Genomic DNA, 25,265 nt, shown 5'->3' with positions numbered 1-25,265 from the left:
CCATGCCGCAGAGCGCGTCCCGTGTGATAGCGCGTTACCGGATGACGTAGCCTTGCCGGCTTGCGTTCTCGGTCCCGTGGAGCGCTCCCACGGCTTCCAAGTGCGAATCAGCGCCGATTGTTTGGCCCGCCGTTCCGATGTCCAACCGTTTGCCATGCGTTCTCTCCAATAGTTCGTTCGATGAATCGATTTGTTTTTCTTGCGCGGGGCGTGACAACGGCGGCCCGCCATTGTTCACTTGCTGATTTTGCGCCACGTTTTGCTGCTTGATGAAGGTCGGAGAGCGCGGGTTTTTGACTTCGGACAGGGCTTCCAAGGTGGTGCGGCACTGCGACTGCGCTTTGAATGCCAGCCGAAGATAGGTTTCCGTCGCTTGCAGATAACCAGCATTCATGTTTGCCGCAGCCTTTTGCGCCAAGCATGAGAACATCACGTCAAGGGCATGGGCCTGCGCGGCCAGCATTGCTTCTGGGCGGTCCATACACTCATCGCGGATGGTTAAAACTTGCTTTCCCAGCTCGTCGACCAAGTCAGTTATGTTTGCGCCTGCCTTCATAGGGTGGTAGTTGAACATCGTTGTAGCTGCGTTCACCGTCGGGCTAGCCATCATTCGGGAATGCGCGCGGCCCGCTGTCTCCCCTTCATGCTGCGTCATTTGCAAGGTATTGGGGTTATCAGCCCGAGGGTCCTCGCTCTTCGCTTTTACATTCCTAACGCGCTGTCGGGATTTTGCACCCGGCGCTTTTTTGGTATCGCTCATTTTTACCTTCCTTTATCTGTGCCCGTCGGGCCTGCAGGATAGTCGTATTGACTTCCCCGAAATCCCCGAATCTTCCCGTTTCGGTCGTTTTCGGGCTCGTCCATTTCCCCCGAAATTACCCGGCCCAGGTATATATACCGGGCAGGTTCGGGGAGGACCGCACAGAAGGGCGCACTGAACTTGTTTATGGTGCTGGCTTTGATTAGATGCGCCACAGCCAGTCCCCCTTCACGCCGTAAATTCCGCGAGCGACAAGGCCTTTAACAGCCTCCTTGGCACGAGACGATTTGTGCTTGCCCTCGCATACCATCCGTTCCGCTACATGGCTCACAGCATCGTCAAGGCGGATGCAGGGGTGCCCTGCAGGCGCTCCGTCCTTTCCGAAGTCACATGACTTGCGCAGCGGCTCGCCTAGCGCATCCAATGCAATCTTTTGATTACCACCGCTCGGCAGCCTCACCCGCTTCACCGTTTCAGATGAATCGTCAGCGACGGCTACGCAGGAAGTGATTTCATCGCCCTCGTCGTCATAGCCGAGACTGACGACCTCTAACTTGAAGGGGTGCACGCTCCCGGTCTCATCGTCTTTCGATTTCGCGACGCTCCACTCACGGCGGCTGTCGGTTTTGTTCACTTCAATGGCTCCGTCGAGGGCGGCATACAGGCTCGAATGCCCGCGTAATCCCTTTGTCGCGTCCTTGCCGGTGTGGTGGACCAGCAGCACCAGCCCGCCCGTAAGGCCCTGCAATCGCTTGGCAGCGGCGATGATGCGACCCATGTCCACGGATGAATTTTCGTCGGCACCAGGCGCTGCCCGGTTAAGGGTGTCGAGAATCACCAGGCCGCCAGCACCACCGGCAGATTGCACGGCCTTGGCCAAGTCGTTTACATCTTTCCCGTCGAGGATGTCGAAGGGTTGCGCGACGAAGCGCAGGCTATCGGGCACTGACTTGTTGTTGTGCATGCTCCAGGCGGCAATACGCTTGCCCATGCCTGCCTCGCCTTCCAGCGCGCAGTACGTTACCGGGCATTGCGTCACGCGGCGGCCAAACCAATCGAATGCGCCAGCCGCGACGGCTGCGGCGACATCCAGCACCAAAAACGATTTGCCGGAGCCGCTTGGACCGTACAGCGCGGCCAGGCCATCGAGCGGCAGCACACCACGCACCATCCAACGCAGCGGCGGAGCCTGTGACAGGTCCGCACCCGACAGCACGTTGAAACGCATAGGCGGGCGCTTTGTCCGCGTCAGCAGACCGGTGAGCGCTGCGGCGCCAAACTCCAACGCATAATCGTTTGCGTCGTAGTTTGCTGGCTTATCAGCTGGCAGCTCACACCACTCCCCGTTGACCGCGGCGGCGATTGCTTCCGCCTGGCGCTCTTTGGCACGGTCGGGCACCAAGACAAGTCTTGCGGCGGCGATGTGGGCCCGTAAGGACGCCGCCACGGTCGCCATGCGGCCTGCACCGAAGCAGACCACAGCGGCGGCGCCGGTAGCAGCGTGCACGGCCCACGCTTGTCCGATTCCCTCAACCAAGTACAGCACGCCATTGGCTGCGCTGCCGCCCACCACAAAAGCACCGGCTCCGAACGATGCCCCTGGCAGGTTAAGCTTGGGCCCTTCACCTGGCACGAATTGAATGGTCTGCAGCCTGTCGCCGTCCCAGCAAGGGACCGCAAGGAACCCAGCTACGTCCTGCCCCTGAATAACTAGCGTCGGTGCGTCAGCTGGGTAGATGCGCAGGCCTTCGGGTATGCCACCCTTCCGCGCCAGATAAGCATGATTGGCGGGCGCCGGCTCGCACCGATTCCAGACAGTTACCGCTTTGGCGCTTTCGGCGTGCATAGCGAGCGCTGGCGCTGCTTTTACCGGCACCGAATGCAAAGGCCTGTAGCTGCGCACGTTCGCGGCCTGAAGCCCCGTTCCGCGCGTCTTGCTAGGGTCGGACCAGCCTTCCGCCGCAGCCATAGCAAACAACGATGCCGCCGTCACGGGGCCAGACTCGTGGAAAGACTTCCAGACGGCGCGGCAGTCACGTTCGCCCGCATAGTTGCCGCCCATAGCGCTCCAAGTATTGAAGTCCTCAAATTCGAGCCCGGCAGCTTTAGTGGCCATGCCTGCACGCACCCAGCTTTCACGGTCGCATCCTGGGTCAATCGCTTGTAGTGCCGACGCGGCGCGCTCATATTCGTTCACCATGGGCCGCTCCAAGCGATAGCGCATACCAGCGCGAGACAAAGGAGGTCCCATGGCAGGGTCGCTACCATGCGGATAGCTCGGTGAAGGCGTTCCATCATTTCGCCCGTACTTCGCGCTTACGCAGCCATGCCGTCAGAGCGCGGCGGTCTGCGTCATCCAGCTCGTAGATGCCGAACTTGATTGGGCAACCGTCCCGGTCGATGCCAGGGGTGCGATGGCACTTAGCCGTGAGACCGCGACGGCGTAGTTCAGCCATCAACTCGGGCCCATTTGAGGCGCCTGCTATGCGGTCGATTTCCTCGCGCTTCCTCGGGCGAAGCAAGAGGGATTGAATAACGCGCAAATGGCGTGGGTTATCGGTTCCGGTGAATTTACGGGCTGTGTTTGCGGTAGAATCTTGGGTGTCAGCGCCAAGGGTCAATTCTGCAAATACTGGGAGTTGGCCTTTGTCCATTATGCTTCCCCCTTCAGCAGCTTTTGAATGTCCGCTACCGCCCAAGCGAGGCGGCCATTTATGCGGACTGGCCGCAACGGTCCGTTCTCCAGGCAGGCCCAGGCTCTACACGTCTGCTCTCTGCGGTTAAGGTGGAAGGCAGCGCATGCTGTTTCCACATGGCTGCGTGTCTCCTGCTCAAGTGCAGGAAACCGGGGAATGGGCGCCGCGCCAGAAAATTGCGGCGTCTGCGTGGTTTCGGCGGTTTGCATTCTGAATCACTCCTTGGCATCGCTGCCTGTTTAAGTGTGTTCAGAATTTATTACCGCGCTGTGGCGGTCAGTTGCCGGGGTATTCAAAATCAACTTCTATGGGGATGTTGCTAGCGTCCTGCGGTATTTCCCCGGTATTTCAGTCCGGAGTTTGCCCCACAGCTCACCAGACTAAATCGTCGCTTTGCTCGTGCCACTGTTCACGCCACTCCTTCAAAAACCCATGCTTGAAGAATGCTTGGTTGAGTTGGACTTTTTTCACTCTATGTTTTTCGTTAAGACAAACCGCAAGCAAAATCGGGCACCAGATTGTCTTGTGCCGGCCGCCTGGCGTCCCCTTCCTTAGCCGAGCATGACTTATCCATTTCGGAACGTCTTCTAGCGCGCTCGCTAAGTCGATGTCCACGAGGTCCGAGAAAGCGTCTAAAACTTGAGATTTGGAAATGCCCGCGACGGGGGCAGCCTCTGGGGCTTTGGCCGCAGGTGTGGTCGTTTCGGAGGGCGCATCGATTGCTGCAATTTCCGCCTTCAGCGACGCCAGTCGGCGTTCGATTTCTATCGCACGAAGGGGGTCATTATTGTGTTGCATTCGCTCCCACTTTTCGAGCTCATCATACAGCGACCAAGCCTTATCGTATTTTGCTTGGTCCTCTGGGTTGCGCTCGGAATGTTCCGTCTCCGTCGCTGCAAGTACCTGCTCCGGAACTCTTTTATCCTGCACGAGCGAGGTGAGTTCCAAGGGTATATCACGCCAGCCCACGGATGCAGCCCATGCAGCAAACTCACGTAGTAGTACTTCCCCAGAGCCAAGGTTGCTGAACTTGGCCATTGGTAAAGTGAAGAAATTGCCATCGTAACGATGCGCCTCAAGCAATCGTAGGCGCTTATCAAACGCGTCCTCGGATGCTCGGTCTGGAAAACTACTGCTTTCGAAAACTGGGCCACGTCCCGGACCAGCCATCCACGAATGCGGCGACTGTTTCAGCGAGTCAGGGTCAATGGAGAGCGACAAAGCGCACGCCTGCCAGTGCCATACCTTGGGCATGGCGCGCCAGAACTCCCAGTCTATTTTTTGAGAGTGCGCGCTTTGCATTGCCTCATCTTCACGCGCTCCTACCACCGCCGAAGGCTGAGCGGCGACAGTCACGCCGATGTGATGGGTAGCAGCGTATTGAGCGAGTTCCGCAACAGTGAAAAACGCATGGTCCAGCTGGTTTCCGGTAATGCCCGGCTCCGGCAGAAGGCTTAGCGAAGAACGCGGCACAATCAGACCCGCAGCCATTGCTTTGTCGAGGGCTTTGTCATGCTCAACCATAGTCGCCAGGCGAGCAAAGTTGTTTAAGAATGTCGGAGACTCCCATATGGCCACCAGCCTCCAATCCGGCCGAAGGGGCGACTCTTGGAAAGCAATCGCGTACTTTTCCCAATCTGTCTCGCGAATGGGCAACGTCAGCGGAGGCAGTCCATCCCAGATAGCTTCGAGCAACGCCCAGTCGGTTTCGTAAGTCATAGCGACTCCGGCCTGCCTATCCATGGAGGCGAGAAGCTGTTCTTCGGCGACTCTGTCAGCCCCGGTTAGGTGCTCATCGTGCCCGCCAGGTTGACCGTCTTGGGTTAAAGCCTGCTTTGCAAGGGTTTTTACAATACGCGGTGCGTCGCTGGGCAAATCTGGATGGATGGCCTCCGCCAAGAGTCTGGTAACGTGAGAAACGGTAATTCTTGTCGTACCTGGCGGCAGGACGAGTTCAGCAAGATAGGACATGACACCCCTTCAGGTGCCCTTCATTTGTTGGGGCACTAGGCAGGCAGTGAAGGAGTCTGCTTTTCTCCCCGTCGGGATAGCCTAATGCTTTGAACTTGTTATGGTATCTCAGGCTGCGTTGACAATGCGCAACCCGGCTGCAGCTGGCTGGAACTCAATCCCGGCCATGGTCAGCATCCACGATTCGATTTCGTCATGCCACTTTCGGAGCATGTCGATAGGGCGGCGTCGATAGTGTTTCTCTGCCAAGGCGCTGGGCTTATGGCCCATGATTTGAGCGGTGACACCACTAGGAACGTCTACCCATTCGCTCAGCGTTCCGAAGGACCGTCGTAGCCCGTGAATGGTAAGGTGTGGGAGGCCAGCGGCTGCAACGGCTTCATTGTGGGCTTTCGTCGGCGATGTCAGTCTGCCAAACTCACCTCGGGCGCTGAAGAATACCCAGGGCGACGGCATCCACTGCGACCTATCAAGCCCTAAGCGTCTTAGTTGCCTCTGGTTTGGCGGCGCCTCGTTTAGAGCCTTTAACCCCAATAGTAAGCTCGTGACATAGGGCGTCATGGGTATCACGCGGGAACCGTCGACCTTGTCGCGGATGGTAATTTTTCGCCATTGGAAGTCCACGTCTGCCCATTGCAGCGATGCGAGCTCCTCTCGCCGCGAGCCGGTAATCAATAATGCTTGAAGATAGGCACGGACTACTGGGGAGCACTTGCGGACCTCTGCAAACCAGCCGGCCAGCTGTTCCCGTTCAAGGCAATCGCCCGCCTTTGGTTTGCAGTTCGGTACCGCATCGCGAACGGAGCGTCCAGAGCAAGCGTTAACAGGGATGAGGTTCTTAAAGGCCTCCCTGTCTGCGGTCCAGTTTATGAAGGCCCGCAAAAGGCGGTAGCACTTTGCTGCGCTCGTAGGGCGTGTTTCCGATTCCACGTTCAGCCAGGCGGCAATTCGTTCGGGCGTCAGTTCAGACAGTTGTAGAGGCATCAGCGCCGCAAGCGGCATCGCCATCGTCTCACCCTCACCAATTTTTTTGGTTTCTCCGCCGGGGCGTGTGTATAGAAGATGGTCGCGGTAAGTCCTAGGTTGCCACTTAGGCTTGCGTGCCTTCAAGTATTCGTCCCACGCAACCTGAAGCGTCAAACTTTGTCGTTTTGCTTCGGCAGTGGCAGCATCCTGCGCCGAGCGCTGCGCGGCCATCTGCTGACGCGGGTCGATGCCTTGGTCAGTGAGCGCCTTGAATCGGGTGGCCTCCGACTGGGCTTTGCCAATGGGCCAGGTTCGAATGTCACCGATTGTCAGGCGAATCGTTTTTCCGTGTAGACGGGTTTCAAATATGTAAGACTTCGCGCCGGCCTCCGTCACCCTTAAGCCTAGGCCTGGGGTTTTGGCGTCCCAGTAGATAGATTGATTTTTCCCGGTCTTGCACTCAAACGAGGCCACCCGGTCCGAAGTGAAGTTGACTTTGCTCATGCGCCATTTTTGTTGATTGTTTTCAGTGTAGGCACTGTGTAGGCAAATAATATCAACATAACCGAATATTGGCGAATACTTTGATAGGGCGAGTCGTAGCCTAAGAGGCTGATTTTGCAGGTATTTGCTGGGAAATCCGATATAAATCAATGGCGCTGAATGCGTAAACTCACGAACTCATAATCCGTTGGTGCCGTGTTCGACTCACGGGAGGCCCACCACATTTGCACCTGCAGCGCCCCCCTTGTCATGGGCGCTGTCATTTTCGCGAGCGCGAGCGAGCAGCCGGCGCTGGACCTGTGGCGTGGTCAACCAGAAAATGGTGGCGGCGCAGCACCTGCTGGTGCATCGCGCCAACTGCAACGGCGCCGCGCGCCCCGCGCGCTACAGCGCTGCCATGGAAAATGTTTAGGCGCGACGACGTCCCAGTTGCCAGCCAGCCAGGCCAAGGGCGAGCCCGAACAGGGCCACGCTGGTCGGTTACGGCACGTCAGCCGACTGGGCCACCGGCGTCACCCGGAAAGTCCAGTCGTGGTTGCGTATAACTTCGTCGTTCGCATAGCCGGTACCGCCCGCGTAATCGCGCTCGCTCGACGATACGCCCCAATAAGGACTGTCGCCGGTGACATCGATCGACGCCGTGTAAGTTTCACCGAGGAGCAGCGCGACGTTGCTGAAATCGGCGTCAAAAAAGCCGCTGAAATCGGTCGCCAGCGTGAAGCTGCGGGTGGCGAGAATCCCGCCCCCAAGGCACTCGCCGGCCATCAGGCTGACGACCATCGGCGTGTTCGGCCAATCGAGATTCATTGGCGTGAAATAAAAGGCAAATTTGATGGCGCTGTCTTCGGCAATGAAGGACTGTGCAATCGTTTGATAGTAGGCTACCTGACTGACCTGGTAGTTCGCGTCTGTTTCGATCACGCCTGCCTGCGAAGAGGCGGCGGTCATCAGGCCAGTAAGCAGGCCAGCAAGCAGACCAGCAAGCAGACCAGCAAGCAGACCAGCAACAGCCCGCGTGTATTGAATCGTTTCATACAAGCTCCTTTGAATGGGTTGTGGCAATAATTCAAATATTATGCCAACATCAAAATTGCTATAAAAAACAAACTATTGGTTAAGAAAAATAATTCGGTTAAGCAAGAAGTGTAAGAATTGTCGACAGCCGTTTTGGCGTTGACAGGGGCGGGGTGATGGGCCGGCAAGGTAAAATGTTAACTGTGAAGTCATGTAGCGGTCATTTTTGCCATGTATCGTTGTTGGATCGGCAAATAACCAGCAGTCGCTCATGTGCCTAACCCAACCCTACTCATTTCAATGATCGCTTCCCGCTTCGCACGAAAACAAGTTGCCCTGCTCATCTCCCTGGCCTTCAGTCCGGTCCTGGCGCACAGCGCCGTCGACGACGCCGCCGCCGCGGTGAGCGGTCCGGTCGCCACCGTGGTGATTTCCGCCAAGAGTGGCGACTACCTGGGTACCCAAACGGCGGCCGCGGTCGCCCCCACCCAGTCGAGCATGGATGCCACCCAGCCGCAATCGATCATCACGCGCGATTTCATCGAGCTGTCGGTGACGCCGACGGCCGAGTACAGCCGCATCGTCAATATCGCGCCGAGCCTGTCGGGCGATTCGTCGAATGGTCCCGGTCTGTCGGAAACCAAGACCACCATGCGCGGCTTTTCCGATGACCAGTACAACATCACCTTCGACGGCATTCCCTGGGGCGACACCAACAATCCGGCGCACCACTCGACTTCCTTCTTCCCCGGTTCGGTAATCGGTGGCGCCATCGTCGAGCGCGGTCCCGGCAATGCCGACAACCTCGGCTTTGCCACTTTCGGCGGTTCGATCAACCTGTTTTCCAAGAAGCCCTTGCGCGAACAAAAGTTCAGCGTGTTCGGCTCGGCCGGTACCTGGAACACCACGCTCGCTGGCGCTGCCTACGAGAGTGGCCAGCTGGCCGGCTTCGGCAATGGCACGGTGCAGTTCAATGCCCAGCGCCTCAAGTCCGATGGCTACATCACGCTCAACCGCATCAAGAGCGACAACTTCATGATCAAGGTGCGCCGCCCGGTTGGCGACGACACCGTGCTGACCGTGTTTGCCTCGTACAACCGCATTGGCTACGTGCAGCCCGATAACAGCAAGGGCCCGACGCTGGCCCAGGTGGCCCAGTATGGCAAGAATTTTGGCCTGAACAACGACCCCACCAGTTTTAATTATGCTGGCTACAACCACACCGACAAGACCACCGACTTCAGCTACCTGCGCAGCCAGACCAGCTGGGGCGCCGGCTGGACCTCGGACAACCAGCTCTATACCTATTCGTACGACAACGAAACGATTTCCTCGACCGACCCCACCGGCGCCACCGCGCCCGGCACCAAGATCGGTCCATTGGGCAATAAAGACATTCCCGGTATCGACAAGCGCAACAAGTACCGCGTGACGGGCGACATTCTGCGCCTCAACAAGGAACTCGAGGCTGGCATGATCCGTGGCGGCCTGTGGTATGAATATTCGAAGACCGACCGCCACCAGTATGACCTCGACCTGACGCTGGGCCTGCGCGATCCGCGCGAAACCAAGCCGACCCCGCTGCAGGCACCGAGCGTGCTGTTCGACCAGCAGTCGACCATCCGCAATGTGCAGCCCTTCGTTCAGTTCGAATGGGCCGCCACCCCCAGCCTGACCGTGACCCCGGGCGTGAAGTACGTGCAGATCACCCGCAGCGTCGATGCCGACATCAACCAGACCACGCGCCTGCCGCAGCACACCTCGCTGGAATACAGCACCACGCTGCCATTCCTGACCGCCAACCAGAAGGTGTCGAACCAGCTGGCCGTGTATGCCCAGTACGCCAAGGGCTTCCAGGTGCCTGACCTGAAATCGTTTTATATTGCCGACCCCAGCAAGAACAGCAGCGATCCGCAAAAATCGGTCAACTACCAGCTAGGCGTGGTGGGCGACGCTGCCGCGCTGACCTGGGATATCGACGTCTACAAGATCGACTTCACCAACAAATATGTGTCGAATGGCTTGAGCGGCGCCGATGCGGCCTTCGTCAACGTCGGCGGTGCCACCTACAAAGGTGTCGAAGGGCAGGCGACCTGGCTGGTGGGCAGCGGCGTGGCGCTGTATGCGAATGGCTCGAAAAACAAGGCGACGGCCACCGATACCGGCAAGACCATCGCCAATGCGCCCGACATGACGGCCGCGCTGGGCTTTCTGTTCAAGGACGGTCCGTGGGCCGCATCGCTGATCGGCAAGCGGACCGGCAAAAACCGCCAGGTCGATTACGATCCCGCCAAGCCAGCCGCCTACGATACCTACCTGATCGGCGGCTACACGAATACCGACCTGTCGCTGGCCTACCGCTTCCTCAAGCCGGGCGCCGGCATCAGCATGCTCAAGCTGCAGTTGAATGTATTTAATCTGGCCAACAAGCAGGCGATCACCTCGATTTCGGTGGGCAAGACGGTGCCCTTCGACCAGTACACCTTCCAGGCTGCGCGCAGCTTCCAGGTGTCGGCGCGCGCCGAGTTTTAAGGGATGTGGCGCTGCTCAATGCTGCACGTAATGACTGTGCTGCTGTGCCTGACGGGTTGCAGCACGTTCAGCGCCATCGCGCCACCGGTCGAGGAAGCGTATCTGCTGCGCGGCGCTGGCAGCACCTTGCTGGCACGCGCGCTGGTGGCCGGTACGCGCTGTCCCGCCATGGAAGTCGACGGTGCATCGTTGCCCATGCAGTTGCGGGTGGCAGCCGCTGAGGTAGCGGCGCGGCCGGTGGCGCAGGGCTTGACCAAACCAGCCCGCTTTCCCTTGAGCGTGTGCGAAGCGACGCTGCCGGCGGCAGCGCGCAGCGCGCGGGTGGGGTCGATTGCGCTGGCGGTGCCGCAGCATGCGGCCGAACGCATCGTCATCGTCGGCGATACCGGGTGTCGCCTGAAGCAGTCGGACGGCGCCTTCCAGCCGTGCCTCGACAGCGCTGCCTGGCCGTTTGCCCAGATCAGCCGCAGCGCGGCCGCCCTGAAGCCCGACCTGGTGATCCACGTGGGCGACGTTCATTATCGGGAAAGTCCCTGTCCGCCGGGGCAAGCGTCGTGCGCCGGCAGTGCCTGGGGCTTCGGCCAGGATGCCTGGTCGGCCGACCTGTTCGAGCCGGCGCGGCCCCTGCTGCGGGCGGCGCCCTGGGTGTTCGTGCGTGGCAACCACGAAAGCTGCGCGCGCGCCGGGCAGGGATGGTTCCGTTTCCTCGACGCTGCGCCGTGGACGGCGCAGCGCTCGTGCGATCTCGCGCGCGACGACGCCCAGGCAGCGCACAGTGCACCGTTCGCCATCGCCGTCGACGCGCACACCCAGCTCATCGTGTTTGACTCGTCCGAGCAGGACGACGCCGCGGCCGCTTTTCAGCGCGAATTTGCCCAGATCAATGCGCTGGCACGCCCTGGCGTGCAATCGATTTTTCTCAGCCACCACCCGCTGTTTGGGCTGGGCCTGCCCGGCAAGCACAAGGCGATCGGTCCATCGTCGAAGACCATGCTCAGCGCGCTTGCCGCCAGCAACGCCGATGGCTTGCTGCCCTCCTCGGTGACGCTGGCCCTGCATGGCCACGTGCACCTGTTCGAGGCGCTCGGCTTCGAGGCGGGCGGCACCCCCACTTTTGTACTGGGCAACAGCGGCACGCTGGCCGACCGCGGCTTGCCAGAGCAGCTGCCGGAGGCGGCGCTGCAGCTGGGCGCCGCCCGCATCGCGGCGTTTTATACGCAGGCGGGACACGGCTTCGCGCTGCTCGAACGGCAGCAAGCCGGCTGGCAGCTGACCGAATATGCACGCGACGGCCGCGCCAGCCTGGTGTGCGCGGTGCAGGGTGCCAGCCTGAGCTGCGCGGCGACGACGCCGTAGCTGCCACAGGCGTTGCCGCTGCATTGATCCGGTCGGTTCGATCCTAAAAACAACAGATGTTGACGTGTTTCAACTTTTGCACCATGATAGTGACTAATGGTTGCAAAGTGTCGCGCTACATGGCGCGCTGCTTTACACCACGCGCGCATGCTGATCATCGTTCCGGTGCAGCCTGACACTTGAGGGGTATCCTGGCAAACGCGGGGTGCCCCGACCGGGTACGGGCGACCAGACGGTAGCGGCCATGCTGGTCTGTCTCTCATTACTTCTCTCGTCATCATGTTCACATCGTTCGGTAATCTTGGCATTGGCCGCAGACTGGCCCTGGGCTTCGCCGGCCTGCTGCTGTTTTCGATGATCACCATTGTGGTCAGCATCAACCGTCTCGATACGGTAGCCAAGGCCGCCGACAATCTGCTGCATGGACCGCTGGCCGTAGAACGGCTGGTGGTTGACTGGAGCCGCTACATCCACGTCGCTGTGCGCCGCGCGCAGGCAATCATCAAGAGCAGCGACCCCTCACTCGAAGCATTTTTCGCCGACGATGCGGCCGAAGGGGCGAAGGCGTCCGATCAATTGCAAAAGGACGTGGGAAGCTATATGGCGACGCCGCGCGAAAAAGCCTTGTTCGAGCAGATCGGCGAGATCCGCAAAGCCTATCTGGCCAGTCGTAAAGAAATTATGGCGCTGCGCAAAGCGGGTGACCTCGAGACCGCCACCCGCCTGCTCGATCAACAATTCGTTCCCTTGTCGAAAACGTTTATCGCCACCATCGCCGAGCTGCTGGCCGAGGAGCGGCGCCAGATCGATGCCGCCACCAGCGAGATTGCCGCGATCAATGTCGCCAGCCGCAACCTGATGACGGCGCTCGGCGTGGTCATGCTGGCCTTTGGCATCTGCTGCTGGTGGTTATTGAGCCGCTCGATCACCATCCCGCTGGCCCGCGCCGTCGCGGCCGCCCGCAAAGTGGCCAGCGGCGACTTGACCAGCCAGATTGACAACAGCCGCCACGACGAGGCCGGCCAGTTGCTCGAAGCCCTGCGGCAGATGAATAGCAGTTTGTCGAGCCTGGTTGGCGGCGTGCGCGTGTCGACCGACACGATTTCGGTGGCGGCCCAGGAAATTGCAGCGGGCAATGCCGACCTGTCGCGGCGTACCGAGATGCAGGCATCGGCGCTGGAAGAGACCGCCAGCACGATGGAAGAGTTGACCAGCACCGTCAAGCAAAATGCCGACAATGCCCGCCAGGCCAACCAGGTGGTGATGTCGGCCAGCGCGGTGGCGCTCAAGGGGGGCAGCGTGGTCAGCCAGGTGGTCGAGACGATGGGCGCGATCAAGGCCAGTTCCGGCAAGATCGTCGATATCATCGGCGTTATTGATGGGATTGCATTTCAAACCAATATCCTGGCCCTGAATGCGGCCGTCGAAGCGGCGCGCGCGGGCGAACAGGGGCGCGGCTTTGCAGTCGTGGCCAACGAAGTGCGCTTCCTGGCCCAGCGCGCCGCATCGGCGGCCAAGGAAATCAAGCTGCTCATCGATGCATCGGTGGGCAAGGTCGAGCAGGGCAGCCGGCTGGTCGATGAAGCGGGGCAGACGATGGGCGCGATCGTCCAGAGTGTGCAGCAGGTGGCCGATATCATGAGCGAGATTGCCGCTGCCAGCGAGGAACAGAGCAGCGGGATCGAGCAAATCAATCTGGCGATCAACCAGATGGATGAAATGACGCAGCAAAATGCGGCGCTGGTCGAACAGGCCTCGGCAGCGGCGCTGAGCATGCGCGACCAGTCGCAGTCGCTGCTGACCGATGTCAGCCAGTTCAAGATCAATGCCACGATGCCGTCGCCGCCGCCCTCGCCGTCTCAGCCGCGGGCAGCGCACGCCCGGCCGACGGCGGCACTGCTGGGCCACTAAGCAGCGGCGGCTGCACTCAGCCCGGCGGCGTTGTCAGCCCCGTCATGGCGGCGCTGACAGCGCGCTCGAACAAGGGCGCGTACTCGAGCGGACGGATGGTGCCGGCGTCGATCGCGGCCAGCAGCGCATGCTTGCGGTAGACCAGCGGCACAGCCGGCGCCGGCGGACTGAACACAAAGATGCCCAGATCGGCGCTGACCGCCTGCAGGCCGGCGGCGACGAAGCGGCCGTCGATCAGTGTTTCAAAACTGGCGCCCGGGCGCGCCCGCTGCAGCCATTCCTGGTCGGACGCCAGGCTGTCACGCCAGGCCGGCTCGCCCTGTACCACGGCAGCAAGGCCTTGCTGCGCCAGCGCTGCTTGCAGCGCCGCCGGCGCCAGCACGTCCGCGGCCGCGGGGGCACTGGCGCCAGCAGGGGCAACGGCAGCGCCCATGCTCAGGGGCGCGAAGTGCACATGCAGCCAGTCCAGCCCGGTCGACAGCCCGCCGGCGGCAATCCGCTGGCCCAGCACATCCATATGAATTGCCACCAGCTGGTCGAGCGCGCCATTCGCCTCGGCCGGGGGCAAGCCCAGCTGGGCAATGCCTTCGCGAATGCGGCGCACCAGGGTGGGCAAGGCGCGCATGAGCACGCTGCGGTCTTCGGCGGCCGCTTTTTCTTGCGAGCTCCAGATCAGTTCGGGAAGCAGGGTGGCGTCGAGTCCGCCTCCGGGACGCTGCATGACGCGGATCCAGACGGTATCGATAAAGGCCCGCAGGCGCGCATCGAGGCGCAGCGGCGCCAGCAGGGCGGCCAGCGTCTTGTGCGCGGCCAGCGACTGGGCGCCGTCGACATCGGCCACCTCGATCGCCGCCCGCAGCGCAGCGTACTGGGGTGCGCTGCGCTGCAACAGGGTGTCGACGATGGCGTCGAGTTCCCGTTCGGCCGCGGCGAATACGGCCGTGTCGGCATCGAACTGCTGGCGTACCTGCTCGATCAGGCGGCTGGCCTGGCCTTGCAGGGCTGGCAGGCTGGCGCCAGCGTTTTGCATGGTAGCGGCGAGCGTGCCCAGGCGGTCGAGCAGGCTGCGGGCCGGGTGGTTGTGTTCTTGCAGCATCTGCGGGTCGAGCACGGCGGCGCGCAAGAAGGGCACGTGCAGGCGCAGCAGCACATTGCGCATGTCGCGTTGCAGCAGCTCGTCGCGGGCGATGTAATCGAAGGCCAGGCCGACCAGATCGATGGTCACGCGGCTGTGCGGATCGGCTTTTTCAGCGAGCTGCTCGGACAGTGCCAGCGGCGATGGCGCCAGCGCGGCGGCGGCGGCGTCGCCCGGCCCCTGTTGCAGCTGGCGCAGATGGGCGTTGAGCCACGAGCGTTGCGGACTGGCCGGTGCCGCCGGCCGCGCCGCCGCCCCATGGCCGCTCGGCGTTCCCCGCGGCGCGGCGCCGCGCTCATCGAGCACCTGCCATACCAGTTCCTGCAAACCCTGCATCTGGTTGGCGGCGCCGCTGGTGTATTCGGCGTTCATGCGCTCGCGCTGGGCGCGCGTCATGTCGGATGGTTGCGCCAGCAGGCGGGCGTCGAGGCCGCGCGCTTCGAAGTTGCCGAGGATGGCGGCATAGTAGGCGGGCAGGCGGTTGGCCATCGCCGCCGACATGTGTTCGAACAGCACTTTCGCCATCGGCGTATCCCGGGCCGTTTCGCGCACGCTCTCGTACAGGGCGCGCGCCAGCAGATAGGGGCGGAACGGATTTTCACGTTCGCGCACCTTGCTCACGCCATGCAGGCTGGCGATGGTCAGATTGATGCGTCCCAGGCTCAGTTCATCGACGTCGCGCAGGCGTACCGCCAGGCGGTCCAGTTCGATCTGCCGGGTCATCACTTCGTCATCGACCAGGCTGAGGGTGTCGGCACGGATGTCGTGCAATCCCGCCCGCAGGTCGGTGTGCATGGTTTCCATGGCACGCTCGAGCAGGGTGGTGAATTTCGCCAGCATGATCTGGCGGAACAGGCGGTCTTTTTCACCCAGCCAGTAGCGCGCGGCATTGAGTGCGGCGTGGTCGGCGGCCGGCGCGTTGCGCACGGCGTTGCTGATCAGGACGTTGCTATCCATCAGCATGTGGCCGACCAGGTCCGCGAAGCTGGCCAGCGCTTGTTGCTGTGCAAGACGGACAATGTGCTTGATATTGTTTTGCATGCGCTACAGCAAGGCTTACTTTGTTAAAGGCAACAGCCGCATCATAGCGCACTGCGCCCCAGTTGTACGCGCTTCTGGTGGCGGCGCCCCCGGCAGCGGCCCATTGTGGCGTCAGGTCCACGGAAAATGGACCGGTTCAGGCGGGCGCTGCGGGCGCGCTTACCACCACATGCGCTGAAATACCCCATCCTTATTGACCAGCAAATGCTTCAAGCCACCCACGGCGTGCACGGCGATCAGCGCCACCAGCACCCAGGCCAGCGTACCATGCAGGTCGAAAAACTGCTCGGCAGTGTCGTGATTGGGGATCGCCCAGGCTGGCACAGCCAGGCCGAAAAAAGCCAGCCCCTGCTTGCTGAACGAGGCCCCCAGCAGGCCCAGCACGGGCATCGCCAGCATGGCCAGGTAGAGCGCGCCCTGGGTCACCTGGCTCAAGCGGACCTGCCAGCGTGGCAAGCTCGCTGGCAACGATGCCGGCCGGTGCGTCAGGCGCCAGAGAATGCGCAGCACGATCAGGCCCAGCACCAATAGTCCCAGCGACTTGTGCAGGTCGAAGTACCACTGGCTGCCGGGGTCGTCTTCGATCGCCATCATGTACCAGCCCAGTCCCAGCAGGCTGGCGATGAGCAGCGCGATGGTCCAGTGCAGCAGCACGGCGGGTTTGCCATATTTCCAGGCGCTGTCGCCAGCGGCAGCGGTGAGATCAAGTTTGGCCATGCGGGCTCCAGGTGTAGGTGAAATGCAATGCGTGGAAAAAACGGTCGACGGCGTTACACGGTGGTGCCGAACAAAGCGCCGATGCCAGCCGCGGCCGCCATCGATAGCGCGCTCCAGAACGCCACCCGCAGCACCCCCTTGCGAATGCTGGCGCCGCCGACCTTGGCGGCCAGCCCGCCCAGCGCTGCGAGAAACAGCAGCGAGGCTGCGACGATCGCTGGAATCAGGCTGTTGTGTGGCACCAGCAGCACCACCAGCAGGGGCAGCGCGGCGCCGATGGCAAAGCTGAGCGCCGACGCCAGCGCCGCCTGCAGCGGCCGCGCGCTCATGGCGTCGGTAATGCCCAGTTCGTCTTTCGAGTGGGCGCCGAGGGCGTCGTGCGCCATCAGGCTGGCAGCGACCTGTTGCGCCAGCGCCGGCGCCAGCCCGCGCGCCACATAGATATTTGCCAGCTCGAGCTGCTCGCCCTTGGGATTGTCGTCGAGCTCGGCGCGTTCCTTGTCGAGCGCCGCCGCTTCGGTGTCGGCCTGCGACTGCACCGAGACATATTCGCCAGTGGCCATCGACATGGCACCGGCGACCAGGCCAGCCACGCCGGCCACCAGAATGGCCTGGTGGGTGGCATGGGCGGCAGCGACGCCGAGGATCAGGCTGGAAGTGGAAACGATGCCATCGTTGGCGCCCAGCACGGCGGCGCGCAGCCAGCCGACGTTTTCCAGCTTGTGCATTTCGAGGTGGCGTTTTGACATCGGGAATGATTACTATTTAGTTGGGAAAAGTTTAACGTTTGACGGATTCTACGCCTTGTCGGGGATGTGCGTTGGCGCGCTGCGTGTGGCCGCCGCGAGCGCTGGCGGAATCTCGGCGGTATCTCTGCGGTATCTCGGCGATATCTCTTATATACTGCCCGGCATATGCGCCTACAGCTCTTCTCCGACCTTCATCTCGAACGCTATCCCGATTTTCAGCCGCAGATCGGCGTCGATGTCGACGTCGTCGTGCTGGCCGGCGACATTGGCTCGTACCAAAACGGCAGCCGGCTGGCGGACGCCGACTTCGGCCTGGCCCGCTTTTCGCCCCTGCAACCGGGCGCGGTTTGCTCCATCGTGCTGTTCGTGCCGGGTAACCATGAATTCGATGCGCTCGATTTCGATGCCACCTATGCGCGCCTGCGCGCCACCTGCGCGCGGCTGGGCATCGGCTGGCTCGACCGCGAAGTGCTCCACATCGGCGGCGTGCGCTTTATTGGCACCACCCTGTGGAGCGATTTCGAGTCGCTGGCGCTGCGTGAAGCCGATGCCGCCAGGCGCGCCAAGGCGCTTGACAAGGCTTTTCGCGCGGCCAATTATTATCTTAGCAAAAACACCACGCTCAAAGGTGGGGTAGCGGTGCTGGCTGAGGAACTGCGGGCGATGTCGCTCGATTGCCAGGCCTGGCTGCGGCAGGCGCTGGCGCAACCGTTCGATGGCGCCACCGTGGTGGTGACGCATTTCGCGCCCAGCCTGCAAAGCGCCGATCCGCGCTACGGTCTGAGCGCTGGCAGCGCCGGCTTTTGCAATGCGCTCGACGACCTGTTTCCTCTGGTCGACGTGTGGATGCACGGGCATTTGCACTGCATGAATGATTACCTGGTCAGCGGCGAGCAAGATGGCCGGGCGTGGCAGTGCCGGGTTGTTGCCAATCCGCTCGGTTACCTGAGCAAGGGTGAGCAGGATAGTTTTCGGGCGAATCTGGTCATTGCGGTGGGGTCCTGAAGGGGGAGTAAAGCTGTTCAGGTAGGCGTACATGGGACGGGCTCCCTGCGGTGCCAGTCCCCCCTGCGACGCGCGCCGCAGGGGGGGGGCTGACGCGAAGTCGCCTGTCCCAGCGCTGTTTAACTGCACAGCATTACTGCGCCCGCGCGTTCTTTTCCTGCTTTTCCTTCTTCGCCTGCTTTTTTTCCTTGGTGGTCTTGGCTGGCTCTTTCTTGGTCTCTTTTTTACTGTCCTGTGCTTTGCTCATGCTGCGCTCCTGGTAATGAAATGGGGTGCTACCGCCAGTATTGCATGGACCGGCGCCGTTGGCGACGCCAGCGGGGCAGTCGTCACGACCACAGTGGCGCGCCGGCATGGTCGCCATGCCACTGCCAGTCGAGGATTTCCGGCAAATCGATGCCGTGTGTGCAGATCTGCAGGCGGTGCGCCTGCAGTTGCGCCGCCACGTAGGCGCGCGCCGCGGCGCGCTGCGGCGCCAGCTGCGGCACCCGCTCGACCACCGCCAGCATCAGGTGATAGCGGTCGAGCCGGTTGAGCACCACCATGTCGAACGGCGTGGTGGTGGTGCCGTTTTCCTCGAAACCGTGGACGTGGATATTCTCATGGTTGGTGCGTCGGTAGGTCAGCCGGTGTACCAGCGCAGGATAACCGTGGAAGGCGAAAATCACCGGCTTGTCGGTGGTGAACACGGCGTCGAACTGGGCCGTGGTCTTGCCGTGCGGATGGACCGAATCTGGTTGCAGGCTCATCAGGTCGACCACATTTACAAAACGGATGCGCAGCTGCGGAAACTGGGCGCGCAATAGTTGCACGGCGGCCAGCGCTTCGAGCGTGGGCACGTCGCCGGCACTGGCGATGACGACGTCGATGCCATCTTCACTTTCATCTTCATTGCTGGCCCAGTCCCACACCCCGAGGCCACTGCGGCAATGGGCGATGGCGGCATCGATGTCCAGCCACTGAAATTCCGGCTGCTTGCCGGCGACGATGACGTTGATGTAATTGCGGCTCTGCAGGCAGTGTTCGGTCACCGACAGCAGCGTGTTGGCGTCGGCCGGCAAATACACGCGGGCAATCTCGGCCCGCTTGTTGACCACGTGGTCGAGAAAGCCGGGGTCCTGGTGGCTGGCGCCGTTGTGGTCCTGGCGCCAGACGTGCGAGGACAGCAGGAAATTGAGCGAGGCGATCGGCGCCCGCCACGGCAGCGCGTTGGCCGCCTTGAGCCACTTGGCGTGCTGGTTGACCATCGAATCGACAATGTGGATGAACGCTTCATAGGACGACAGTATGCCGTGGCGGCCGGTCAGCAGATAGCCCTCGAGCCAGCCTTCGCACTGGTGCTCGCTGAGCATTTCCATCACGCGGCCATCGATTGCCACGTTGTCGTCGTCGGCCAGGATGGTGGCGGTGGAACAGCGCGCGGTCACCTCGAACACGGCGCCCCAGCGGTTCGAGGCGGTTTCGTCGGGACTGAACACGCGGAAGTTGTCCATGTTCAGGCGCATGACGTCGCGGATATACGCGCCCTGCACGCGGGTTGCTTCGGCCACCACGGCGCCGGGGGCGGCCTGCGCCAGCGCGTGCTGGCGCAGCGGCGGCAGCACCAGCGGACGCAACAGGGCGCCGCCATTGGCCACCGGGTTGGCGCTCATGCGCCGCAGGCCGCTCGGCGCGCAGGCGCGCAGGCTGCTGCGCAGGCGGCCGTCAGCGTCGAACAGCAGTTCCGGCGCATAGCTGCGCAGCCATTGTTCGAGCAGTTCGAGGTGGCCAGGCACGCCCATGTCGGCGATCGGCACCTGGTGCGCGCGGAAGGTGCCCGTGCTCTTCTTGCCATCGACAAAGGCCGGCCCGGTCCAGCCCTTGGGCGAGCGCAGCACGATCATCGGCCAGCGCGGCCGCGCCGTCTCGCCCAGCGCGCGCGCGCGATGTTGAATTTCGGCGATGCGCGCGGCGACGGCGTCGAGGGTGTCGGCCATCAGTGCATGCATCTGTTCGGGATCGTCGCCTTCGACAAACCAGGGTTCATAGCCATAGCCGACCATCAACGCCTGCAGTTCTTCGCGCGAAATGCGGGCCAGCACGGTGGGGCCGGCAATCTTGTAGCCGTTCAGATGGAGGATCGGCAGCACGGCGCCATCGCGTGCGGGATTGAGAAATTTGTTCGAATGCCAGCTGGTCGCCAGCGGCCCCGTCTCCGCTTCGCCGTCGCCGATCACGCAGGCAACGATCAAATCGGGCTGGTCGAAGGCGGCGCCGAAGGCATGCGCCAGGCTGTAGCCGAGCTCGCCGCCTTCGTGGATCGAGCCGGGGGTATCGGCCGCGACATGACTGGGTATGCCGCCGGGGAAAGAAAATTGTTTGAACAGGCGGCCGATGCCGACGCTATCTTCGCTAATCTCTGGATACACTTCGGCATAGCGGCCTTCCAGGTAGGCGTTGGCCACCAGGCCGGGACCACCATGGCCGGGGCCGGTGACGTAAAGAATCGATAGATCGCGCTCGATGATCAGGCGGTTGAGGTGGGCATAAATAAAATTCAGACCCGGCGTGGTGCCCCAGTGGCCCAGCAGGCGGGGCTTGATGTGTTCGGGCAGCAGGGGCTGGCGCAGCAGCGCATTGTCGAGCAAATAGATCTGCCCCGCCGACAGGTAATTGGCCGCTTGCCAGTAGCAGTGGAGGGCGCGCAAGGTGTTGGCACGCGCGGGAGCGATCGTCATAGGGGGCTTTCGGTGGCGGCGCTGGTGGTGTCGAGCAGCATGCGGGCGTTTTCGGCCAGCATCCACTGCTCGTCGGTGGCGATGATGCGCACGATCACGGCGCTGGCGGGCGCTGAAATTAGCGGCGCGTGGCGGCCGTTGGCGCCATCGTCGAGCAGCACGCCCAGGTGCGACAGGCGCGCGCAGATGCGCTGGCGGATCACCGCCGCATGTTCGCCAATGCCGCCGGCAAACACCAGCACGGCCATGCCATCGATGGCGGCGGCCATCGCGCCGATGGCTTTGCTGGCCTGGTAGCAAAACAGCGCGATCGCCTGCGCCGCCTGGGTGTCGACCGTTTCGCGTGCCAGCAGCTGGGCCATGTCGCCGTTGCCGTTGTCGCCACCGCCGGCAATGCCACGCATGCCCGATTCGTGCATCAGCATCTGCTGCAGCGCGTGCGGCGTCATGTGCTCGTTGTGCAGGCAGTGCCAGGCAAAGCCGGGGTCGATGTCGCCCGAGCGGCTGGTCATGGCGATACCACCGGCGGGACTGACGCCCATGCTGGTATCGCAGCTGCGCCCGTGTTCGACGGCGGTGATGCTGGCGCCGCCGCCGAGGTGGGCGAGGATCACCTTGCCGTTGGCAATGCGGGGTGTTTCGAGCGCGCGCAGCTGGTGCATCAGGTACTGGCACGACAGGCCGTGAAAGCCCAGCCGCATGATGCCGGCGTCGTGATAGCGGCGCGGTACGGCCAGCCGGCTGGCGACATCGGCCATGCTGGCGTGGAAGCTGCTGTCGAAGCACAGCACGTGGCGGGCCAGCGGAAACCGGTGGCGCAGCGTTTCCAGCAGGCGTATTTCCTGCGGCAAGTGTTCGGGGGCATCGCGCCGCCCGCTGTAGAGCTGCTCGAGCACCGCCTCGTTCAATTCCACGGTGGCCCGCAAAGCGGCGCCGCCGTGGACGATGCGGTGCACGACGCAGTGCAGGGAACTGGCCTCGACATGCTCGACCAGCCAGTCGACGACGACCTGGACGGCGGTGACGGCGTCGGGAATGGCAAAGCTGTGGCTGTACTGCGGGTGGGCGCCGGTGGTCACTGCAAAACAGCTGGTGGCGGCGCCGATATCGCTGACCTCGGCCTGCACCAGCAGCTCGAGGGCGGGAGCGGCATACAGGGCGAACTTGATGCTCGACGAGCCGGCATTGATCGCCAGCACAGTCTGTGTTGGTGTGGTCATGGAAGCTCCAGGTGCGTAATTGGCACCGTCGCAGCATGGACGGTGTGAGAGGTGCTCGCCGGCGTCAGAAATAGTTTTCGCACATGTTTAACTGTAGCAATAAAACATTGACCGCCTTGCGACCGGCTTCTTTATCGTGCACCTGCCTGACCTAACTGGCAAGGACTGTTCGTCAGGGCGTGGCAAACGGCGGCAGCGGCCGTCGGAACTGCTTGGTAGTCAATAGAATTTACCAAGAGTATTAAAAAAATGCGCAATACAAATGGTACGATTGTTAAATGTCGTCAAGATTGCTTTGCACATCTGCGACTCCTGCATGCACCAGGTACGGTCGAAAGCTTTTTTTTATGATGCACGATTTCCTGTCGAATAACCGCGATGAGCTGGCCGCCCGCTGCCGCGTCAAGGTTGGCACGCGGGCGGGGCGTTCGGCGACCGAGAAGCAGTTACAGGACGGTATTCCGCTGTTTCTCGAGCAATTGATCCAGACCTTAAAAGTAGAAAAATCGCGCCACCCCATGGACAGCCGGCTGATCTCCGGTCCGTCGAACGGCGCTCTGGCGCTGTCGGCGGTGGGCGCCTCGGCGGCCCAGCATGGCAAGGATTTGCTGGCGCTGGGTTTGAGCGTGGACCAGGTGGTGCATGACTATGGCGACCTGTGCCAGGCGATTACCGACCTCGCCGTCGAGCGCGATGCGCCCTTCGAGGTCGATGAATTTCGCACCCTCAACCGTTGCCTCGACAACGCCATTTCCGATGCGGTCACCGAATACAGCTACCAGCGCGACGCCATCAATGCCGAGGCCAATGAACTCGAGTCGAACCGCCGGCTGGGTTTTCTGGCCCACGAACTGCGTAACCTGCTGGGCACCGCCTCGCTGGCGTTTGCCGCCGCCAAGGCGGGGCAGCTGAGCCTGTCCGGCGCCACCGGGTCGATTCTCGAGCGCAGCCTGCAAGGGCTGGAGCGCTTGATCGCCAGTTCGCTCGATGAAGTGCGCATCGCGCCCGATGGCGTAGCCACGCCGCCGCCGGCGTTTTCGCTAGCCGATTTCATCGGCGAGATCCACGACGCTGCCTCGATGTCAGCCAGGCAGCACGGCTGCTCGCTGCGCACGCTGGCGGTCGACGCCGACCTGGCGCTGGACGGTCCGCGCGACCTGCTGATCGCCGCCGTCGCCAACCTGCTGCAAAACGCCTTTAAATTTACCCAGCCGGGCACCGAGGTGCGCATGAGCGCCCACGCCTCTGGCGACCACATCCTCATCGATGTGCAAGACCATTGCGGCGGCCTGCGCCCCGGTGCGGCCGAACGGATGTTCCTGCCATTTACCCAGATGGGCAAGAACCGCGATGGCCTCGGCCTCGGTCTGACCATCGCCAAGCAAACCGTGCGCGCGGCCGGCGGCGCGCTGACGGTAAAAAACCATCCCGGCGATGGCTGCGTGTTTACCATCAGCCTGCCCCGTAAAGCGATGCCGGGCTAAGCGGGCGCGCTGCTCATGCAAACAAGGGGGCGAACACTTGCGTGGCCGCCCCCTTGTTTGCACTGCTTGACCGGCGCGCTTAGCGCCCCGGCAGCGGATACGTCGCCGGACTGACGTTGCCATCCTTGTCGATCGCCTGCACCCCAAAGAACACATTGTCTTTCGAGATAGGCATGCTGACCGTGGTCACCTTGCCGACGAATTTGCTGTGTTGCCACTGGGCGGCGGTGGTATCGCGCCACACCACGCGGTAGCCGGCCAGGTCCGGTTCGCCGTTGGCGGTCCAGCTCAGGTCGGTCTGGTTGGTCAGGCGCGCGGTGATGATCTTGACGCCCTGCGGCGAGGCCGGCGCCAGTGCCAGTGACGCCAGCGCGGCGGCGTTGACGCGCGTGACCTGGGCGATATACGCAGGGTCGACGAACTGCGGCAGGTCGCCGATCTGCAGCGTGCCTTCCTTCCGCACGTTCTGGTGCTGGTGATTGAAATCTTCCGCCGGTTCCGTAAAACGCAGCGCTGCGTAGCCCTGATCGAGGAAGGCGGCATGGTCGCCGCCGCGCAAATAGCGGTCGCGGCGGTTGATGATGGTGACCTTGAAATTGGGCACGTAACGCTCGCCCACTTCCTTGACCAGGCGCGCCAGCTGGCGCGGCGTCGAATCGTTCTCGCCGCCCGTTTGTACCAGCGTGCGCAGGTTGTCGGGTACATCCTTGACGGCCGGAATGCCTTCGGCAAACAGGCGCACCTGGGTGTTGTCGCGCTTGCCTTCGTCGCTGAGCGAACTGCCGATGATGTCATTGGTGAACATGCCGGCGATATTCAGGTTTTTCTGCTTGGCTTTCTGGGCGAAATCGGCGGCGCCGTACAGACCCTGTTCTTCGGCTGCCACGGTCATGAACACCAGGGTGGCATCGAACTGGTACTTCGACATCACGCAGGCCATTTCCATCACGGCGGCGGTGCCGGAGGCGTCGTCGTTGGCGCCGGGCGAATCGCCGACGGCATCGGCATCTTCCGAGTTGCGCGAATCATAGTGGCCGCTGACCACATACAGGCGCTCGCGCGATTCGGCTTGGGCGCCGGGCAGGGTGGCCACCACATTGACGATCTCGACGGGACGGGCAATGCGGCGGTCGACCGGGTGCAGGTGGCTGTCGAAGACAACGTTGAGCTTGCCGGCGCCGCAACGCTCGAGTTCGCTTTTGATCCAGCGCCGCGCCGCGCCAATGCCGCGCGTGTCCGATTCGGTGTCTGACAGGGTGTGGCGGGTGCCAAAGCTGACCAGCTTGTTGACATAGGCTTCGATGCGCTTCGGTGAAATTTCGCCAACGATGGCGCTGATGGGCGCCTGCCGCACGGTGGTGTTGGGGCCGTTGTCGGCGGCGGCGCCGGCCATGCTGCTCGCTGCCAGCAGGCTCGCCAGCAGGGCGGTGTGGGAAAGCTTGTGTGCCATGTGCATCCTTCAATTCTGGGGTGAAAAAAAAGCCGGG

Annotated in this window: 17 protein-coding genes; 5 read left to right on the top strand and 12 right to left on the bottom strand. The window is 62.3% G+C overall.

All coding sequences use genetic code 11. From position 1 onward, the window contains the following. Positions 1–34: 34 nt before the first annotated feature. From ACP7BZ_RS04385 to ACP7BZ_RS04360, 6 genes are all read right to left on the bottom strand, one after another. A complete protein-coding gene (locus tag ACP7BZ_RS04385; protein ID WP_426110417.1) occupies positions 35–760 on the bottom strand; it encodes a hypothetical protein in 726 nt (241 codons plus the stop codon). A 202-nt stretch (positions 761–962) separates the two neighbouring features. Then, positions 963–2,960 (bottom strand): AAA family ATPase, encoded by a 1,998-nt coding sequence (locus tag ACP7BZ_RS04380; protein WP_426110416.1) that lies wholly within the window; start codon positions 2,958–2,960, stop codon positions 963–965. A gap of 94 nt (positions 2,961–3,054) precedes the next feature. Next, positions 3,055–3,414, bottom strand: coding sequence for a hypothetical protein (locus ACP7BZ_RS04375; RefSeq protein ID WP_426110415.1), 360 nt, complete (start codon positions 3,412–3,414; stop codon positions 3,055–3,057). Between the two features lie 414 nt (positions 3,415–3,828). Continuing rightward, positions 3,829–5,427, bottom strand: a complete 1,599-nt coding sequence (locus tag ACP7BZ_RS04370; RefSeq protein WP_426110414.1) for a hypothetical protein — start codon at positions 5,425–5,427, stop codon at positions 3,829–3,831. Between the two features lie 108 nt (positions 5,428–5,535). Beyond that, on the bottom strand, positions 5,536–6,897 hold the full coding sequence (locus tag ACP7BZ_RS04365; RefSeq protein ID WP_426110413.1) for a tyrosine-type recombinase/integrase: 1,362 nt from the start codon (positions 6,895–6,897) through the stop codon (positions 5,536–5,538). A 480-nt stretch (positions 6,898–7,377) separates the two neighbouring features. Then, positions 7,378–7,935, bottom strand: coding sequence for a hypothetical protein (locus tag ACP7BZ_RS04360; protein WP_426110412.1), 558 nt, complete (start codon positions 7,933–7,935; stop codon positions 7,378–7,380). 276 nt (positions 7,936–8,211) lie between these two features. Between ACP7BZ_RS04360 and ACP7BZ_RS04355 the strand changes: the two genes are divergently transcribed. From ACP7BZ_RS04355 to ACP7BZ_RS04345, 3 genes are all read left to right on the top strand, one after another. Beyond that, entirely contained in the window at positions 8,212–10,443 is a 2,232-nt protein-coding gene (locus ACP7BZ_RS04355; RefSeq protein WP_426110411.1) for a TonB-dependent receptor, read from the top strand. A 30-nt stretch (positions 10,444–10,473) separates the two neighbouring features. Continuing rightward, entirely contained in the window at positions 10,474–11,799 is a 1,326-nt protein-coding gene (locus tag ACP7BZ_RS04350) for a metallophosphoesterase family protein (RefSeq protein ID WP_426110410.1), read from the top strand. Between the two features lie 279 nt (positions 11,800–12,078). After that, entirely contained in the window at positions 12,079–13,710 is a 1,632-nt protein-coding gene (locus tag ACP7BZ_RS04345) for a methyl-accepting chemotaxis protein (protein ID WP_426110409.1), read from the top strand. A 16-nt stretch (positions 13,711–13,726) separates the two neighbouring features. Here ACP7BZ_RS04345 and ACP7BZ_RS04340 read toward each other — a convergent pair whose 3' ends face one another. From ACP7BZ_RS04340 to ACP7BZ_RS04330, 3 genes are all read right to left on the bottom strand, one after another. Further along, on the bottom strand, positions 13,727–15,886 hold the full coding sequence (locus tag ACP7BZ_RS04340) for a DUF1631 family protein (protein ID WP_426110408.1): 2,160 nt from the start codon (positions 15,884–15,886) through the stop codon (positions 13,727–13,729). 159 nt (positions 15,887–16,045) lie between these two features. Beyond that, positions 16,046–16,603 carry a cytochrome b gene (locus tag ACP7BZ_RS04335; protein WP_426110407.1) on the bottom strand — a complete coding sequence of 186 codons (558 nt, stop codon included), beginning with the start codon at positions 16,601–16,603 and terminating at the stop codon, positions 16,046–16,048. 53 nt (positions 16,604–16,656) lie between these two features. Continuing rightward, a complete protein-coding gene (locus tag ACP7BZ_RS04330) occupies positions 16,657–17,352 on the bottom strand; it encodes a VIT1/CCC1 transporter family protein (RefSeq protein WP_426110406.1) in 696 nt (231 codons plus the stop codon). A gap of 165 nt (positions 17,353–17,517) precedes the next feature. Here ACP7BZ_RS04330 and ACP7BZ_RS04325 point away from each other — a divergent pair, with 165 nt between their 5' ends. Then, positions 17,518–18,357 carry a metallophosphoesterase gene (locus ACP7BZ_RS04325; RefSeq protein ID WP_426110405.1) on the top strand — a complete coding sequence of 280 codons (840 nt, stop codon included), beginning with the start codon at positions 17,518–17,520 and terminating at the stop codon, positions 18,355–18,357. A 329-nt stretch (positions 18,358–18,686) separates the two neighbouring features. Here the strand turns inward: ACP7BZ_RS04325 and ACP7BZ_RS04320 are convergent, their stop codons facing one another. Continuing rightward, positions 18,687–21,074, bottom strand: coding sequence for a phosphoketolase family protein (locus ACP7BZ_RS04320; RefSeq protein WP_426110404.1), 2,388 nt, complete (start codon positions 21,072–21,074; stop codon positions 18,687–18,689). Beyond that, on the bottom strand, positions 21,071–22,294 hold the full coding sequence (locus ACP7BZ_RS04315; RefSeq protein WP_426110403.1) for an acetate/propionate family kinase: 1,224 nt from the start codon (positions 22,292–22,294) through the stop codon (positions 21,071–21,073). Before ACP7BZ_RS04315 ends, ACP7BZ_RS04320 begins: the two co-directional genes overlap by 4 nt. 347 nt (positions 22,295–22,641) lie before the next feature. Between ACP7BZ_RS04315 and ACP7BZ_RS04310 the strand changes: the two genes are divergently transcribed. Further along, positions 22,642–23,778 carry a sensor histidine kinase gene (locus tag ACP7BZ_RS04310; protein WP_426110402.1) on the top strand — a complete coding sequence of 379 codons (1,137 nt, stop codon included), beginning with the start codon at positions 22,642–22,644 and terminating at the stop codon, positions 23,776–23,778. A gap of 79 nt (positions 23,779–23,857) precedes the next feature. Here the strand turns inward: ACP7BZ_RS04310 and ACP7BZ_RS04305 are convergent, their stop codons facing one another. Further along, on the bottom strand, positions 23,858–25,228 hold the full coding sequence (locus tag ACP7BZ_RS04305) for a M28 family peptidase (RefSeq protein WP_426110401.1): 1,371 nt from the start codon (positions 25,226–25,228) through the stop codon (positions 23,858–23,860). Between the last annotated feature and the right edge of the window lie 37 nt (positions 25,229–25,265).

The sequence above is a fragment of the Massilia sp. PWRC2 genome, assembly GCF_049896725.1.
GTDB lineage: Bacteria > Pseudomonadota > Gammaproteobacteria > Burkholderiales > Burkholderiaceae_D > JAFCUW01.
The sequence above is the reverse complement of the archived record's forward strand: the minus strand, read 5'-3'. Positions and strand labels throughout refer to the sequence as shown.

What these genes read in the sequence shown, in the direction of transcription:
- ACP7BZ_RS04385 (WP_426110417.1), bottom strand. Translation starts at nt 760, where the DNA reads ATGAGCGATACCAAAAAAGCGCCGGGTGCAAAATCCCGACAGCGCGTT.
- ACP7BZ_RS04380 (WP_426110416.1), bottom strand. Translation starts at nt 2,960, where the DNA reads ATGGTGAACGAATATGAGCGCGCCGCGTCGGCACTACAAGCGATTGAC.
- ACP7BZ_RS04375 (WP_426110415.1), bottom strand. Translation starts at nt 3,414, where the DNA reads ATGGACAAAGGCCAACTCCCAGTATTTGCAGAATTGACCCTTGGCGCT.
- ACP7BZ_RS04370 (WP_426110414.1), bottom strand. Translation starts at nt 5,427, where the DNA reads ATGTCCTATCTTGCTGAACTCGTCCTGCCGCCAGGTACGACAAGAATT.
- ACP7BZ_RS04365 (WP_426110413.1), bottom strand. Translation starts at nt 6,897, where the DNA reads ATGAGCAAAGTCAACTTCACTTCGGACCGGGTGGCCTCGTTTGAGTGC.
- ACP7BZ_RS04355 (WP_426110411.1), top strand. Translation starts at nt 8,212, where the DNA reads ATGATCGCTTCCCGCTTCGCACGAAAACAAGTTGCCCTGCTCATCTCC.
- ACP7BZ_RS04350 (WP_426110410.1), top strand. Translation starts at nt 10,474, where the DNA reads ATGACTGTGCTGCTGTGCCTGACGGGTTGCAGCACGTTCAGCGCCATC.
- ACP7BZ_RS04345 (WP_426110409.1), top strand. Translation starts at nt 12,079, where the DNA reads ATGTTCACATCGTTCGGTAATCTTGGCATTGGCCGCAGACTGGCCCTG.
- ACP7BZ_RS04340 (WP_426110408.1), bottom strand. Translation starts at nt 15,886, where the DNA reads ATGCAAAACAATATCAAGCACATTGTCCGTCTTGCACAGCAACAAGCG.
- ACP7BZ_RS04335 (WP_426110407.1), bottom strand. Translation starts at nt 16,603, where the DNA reads ATGGCCAAACTTGATCTCACCGCTGCCGCTGGCGACAGCGCCTGGAAA.
- ACP7BZ_RS04330 (WP_426110406.1), bottom strand. Translation starts at nt 17,352, where the DNA reads ATGTCAAAACGCCACCTCGAAATGCACAAGCTGGAAAACGTCGGCTGG.
- ACP7BZ_RS04325 (WP_426110405.1), top strand. Translation starts at nt 17,518, where the DNA reads ATGCGCCTACAGCTCTTCTCCGACCTTCATCTCGAACGCTATCCCGAT.
- ACP7BZ_RS04320 (WP_426110404.1), bottom strand. Translation starts at nt 21,074, where the DNA reads ATGACGATCGCTCCCGCGCGTGCCAACACCTTGCGCGCCCTCCACTGC.
- ACP7BZ_RS04315 (WP_426110403.1), bottom strand. Translation starts at nt 22,294, where the DNA reads ATGACCACACCAACACAGACTGTGCTGGCGATCAATGCCGGCTCGTCG.
- ACP7BZ_RS04310 (WP_426110402.1), top strand. Translation starts at nt 22,642, where the DNA reads ATGATGCACGATTTCCTGTCGAATAACCGCGATGAGCTGGCCGCCCGC.
- ACP7BZ_RS04305 (WP_426110401.1), bottom strand. Translation starts at nt 25,228, where the DNA reads ATGGCACACAAGCTTTCCCACACCGCCCTGCTGGCGAGCCTGCTGGCA.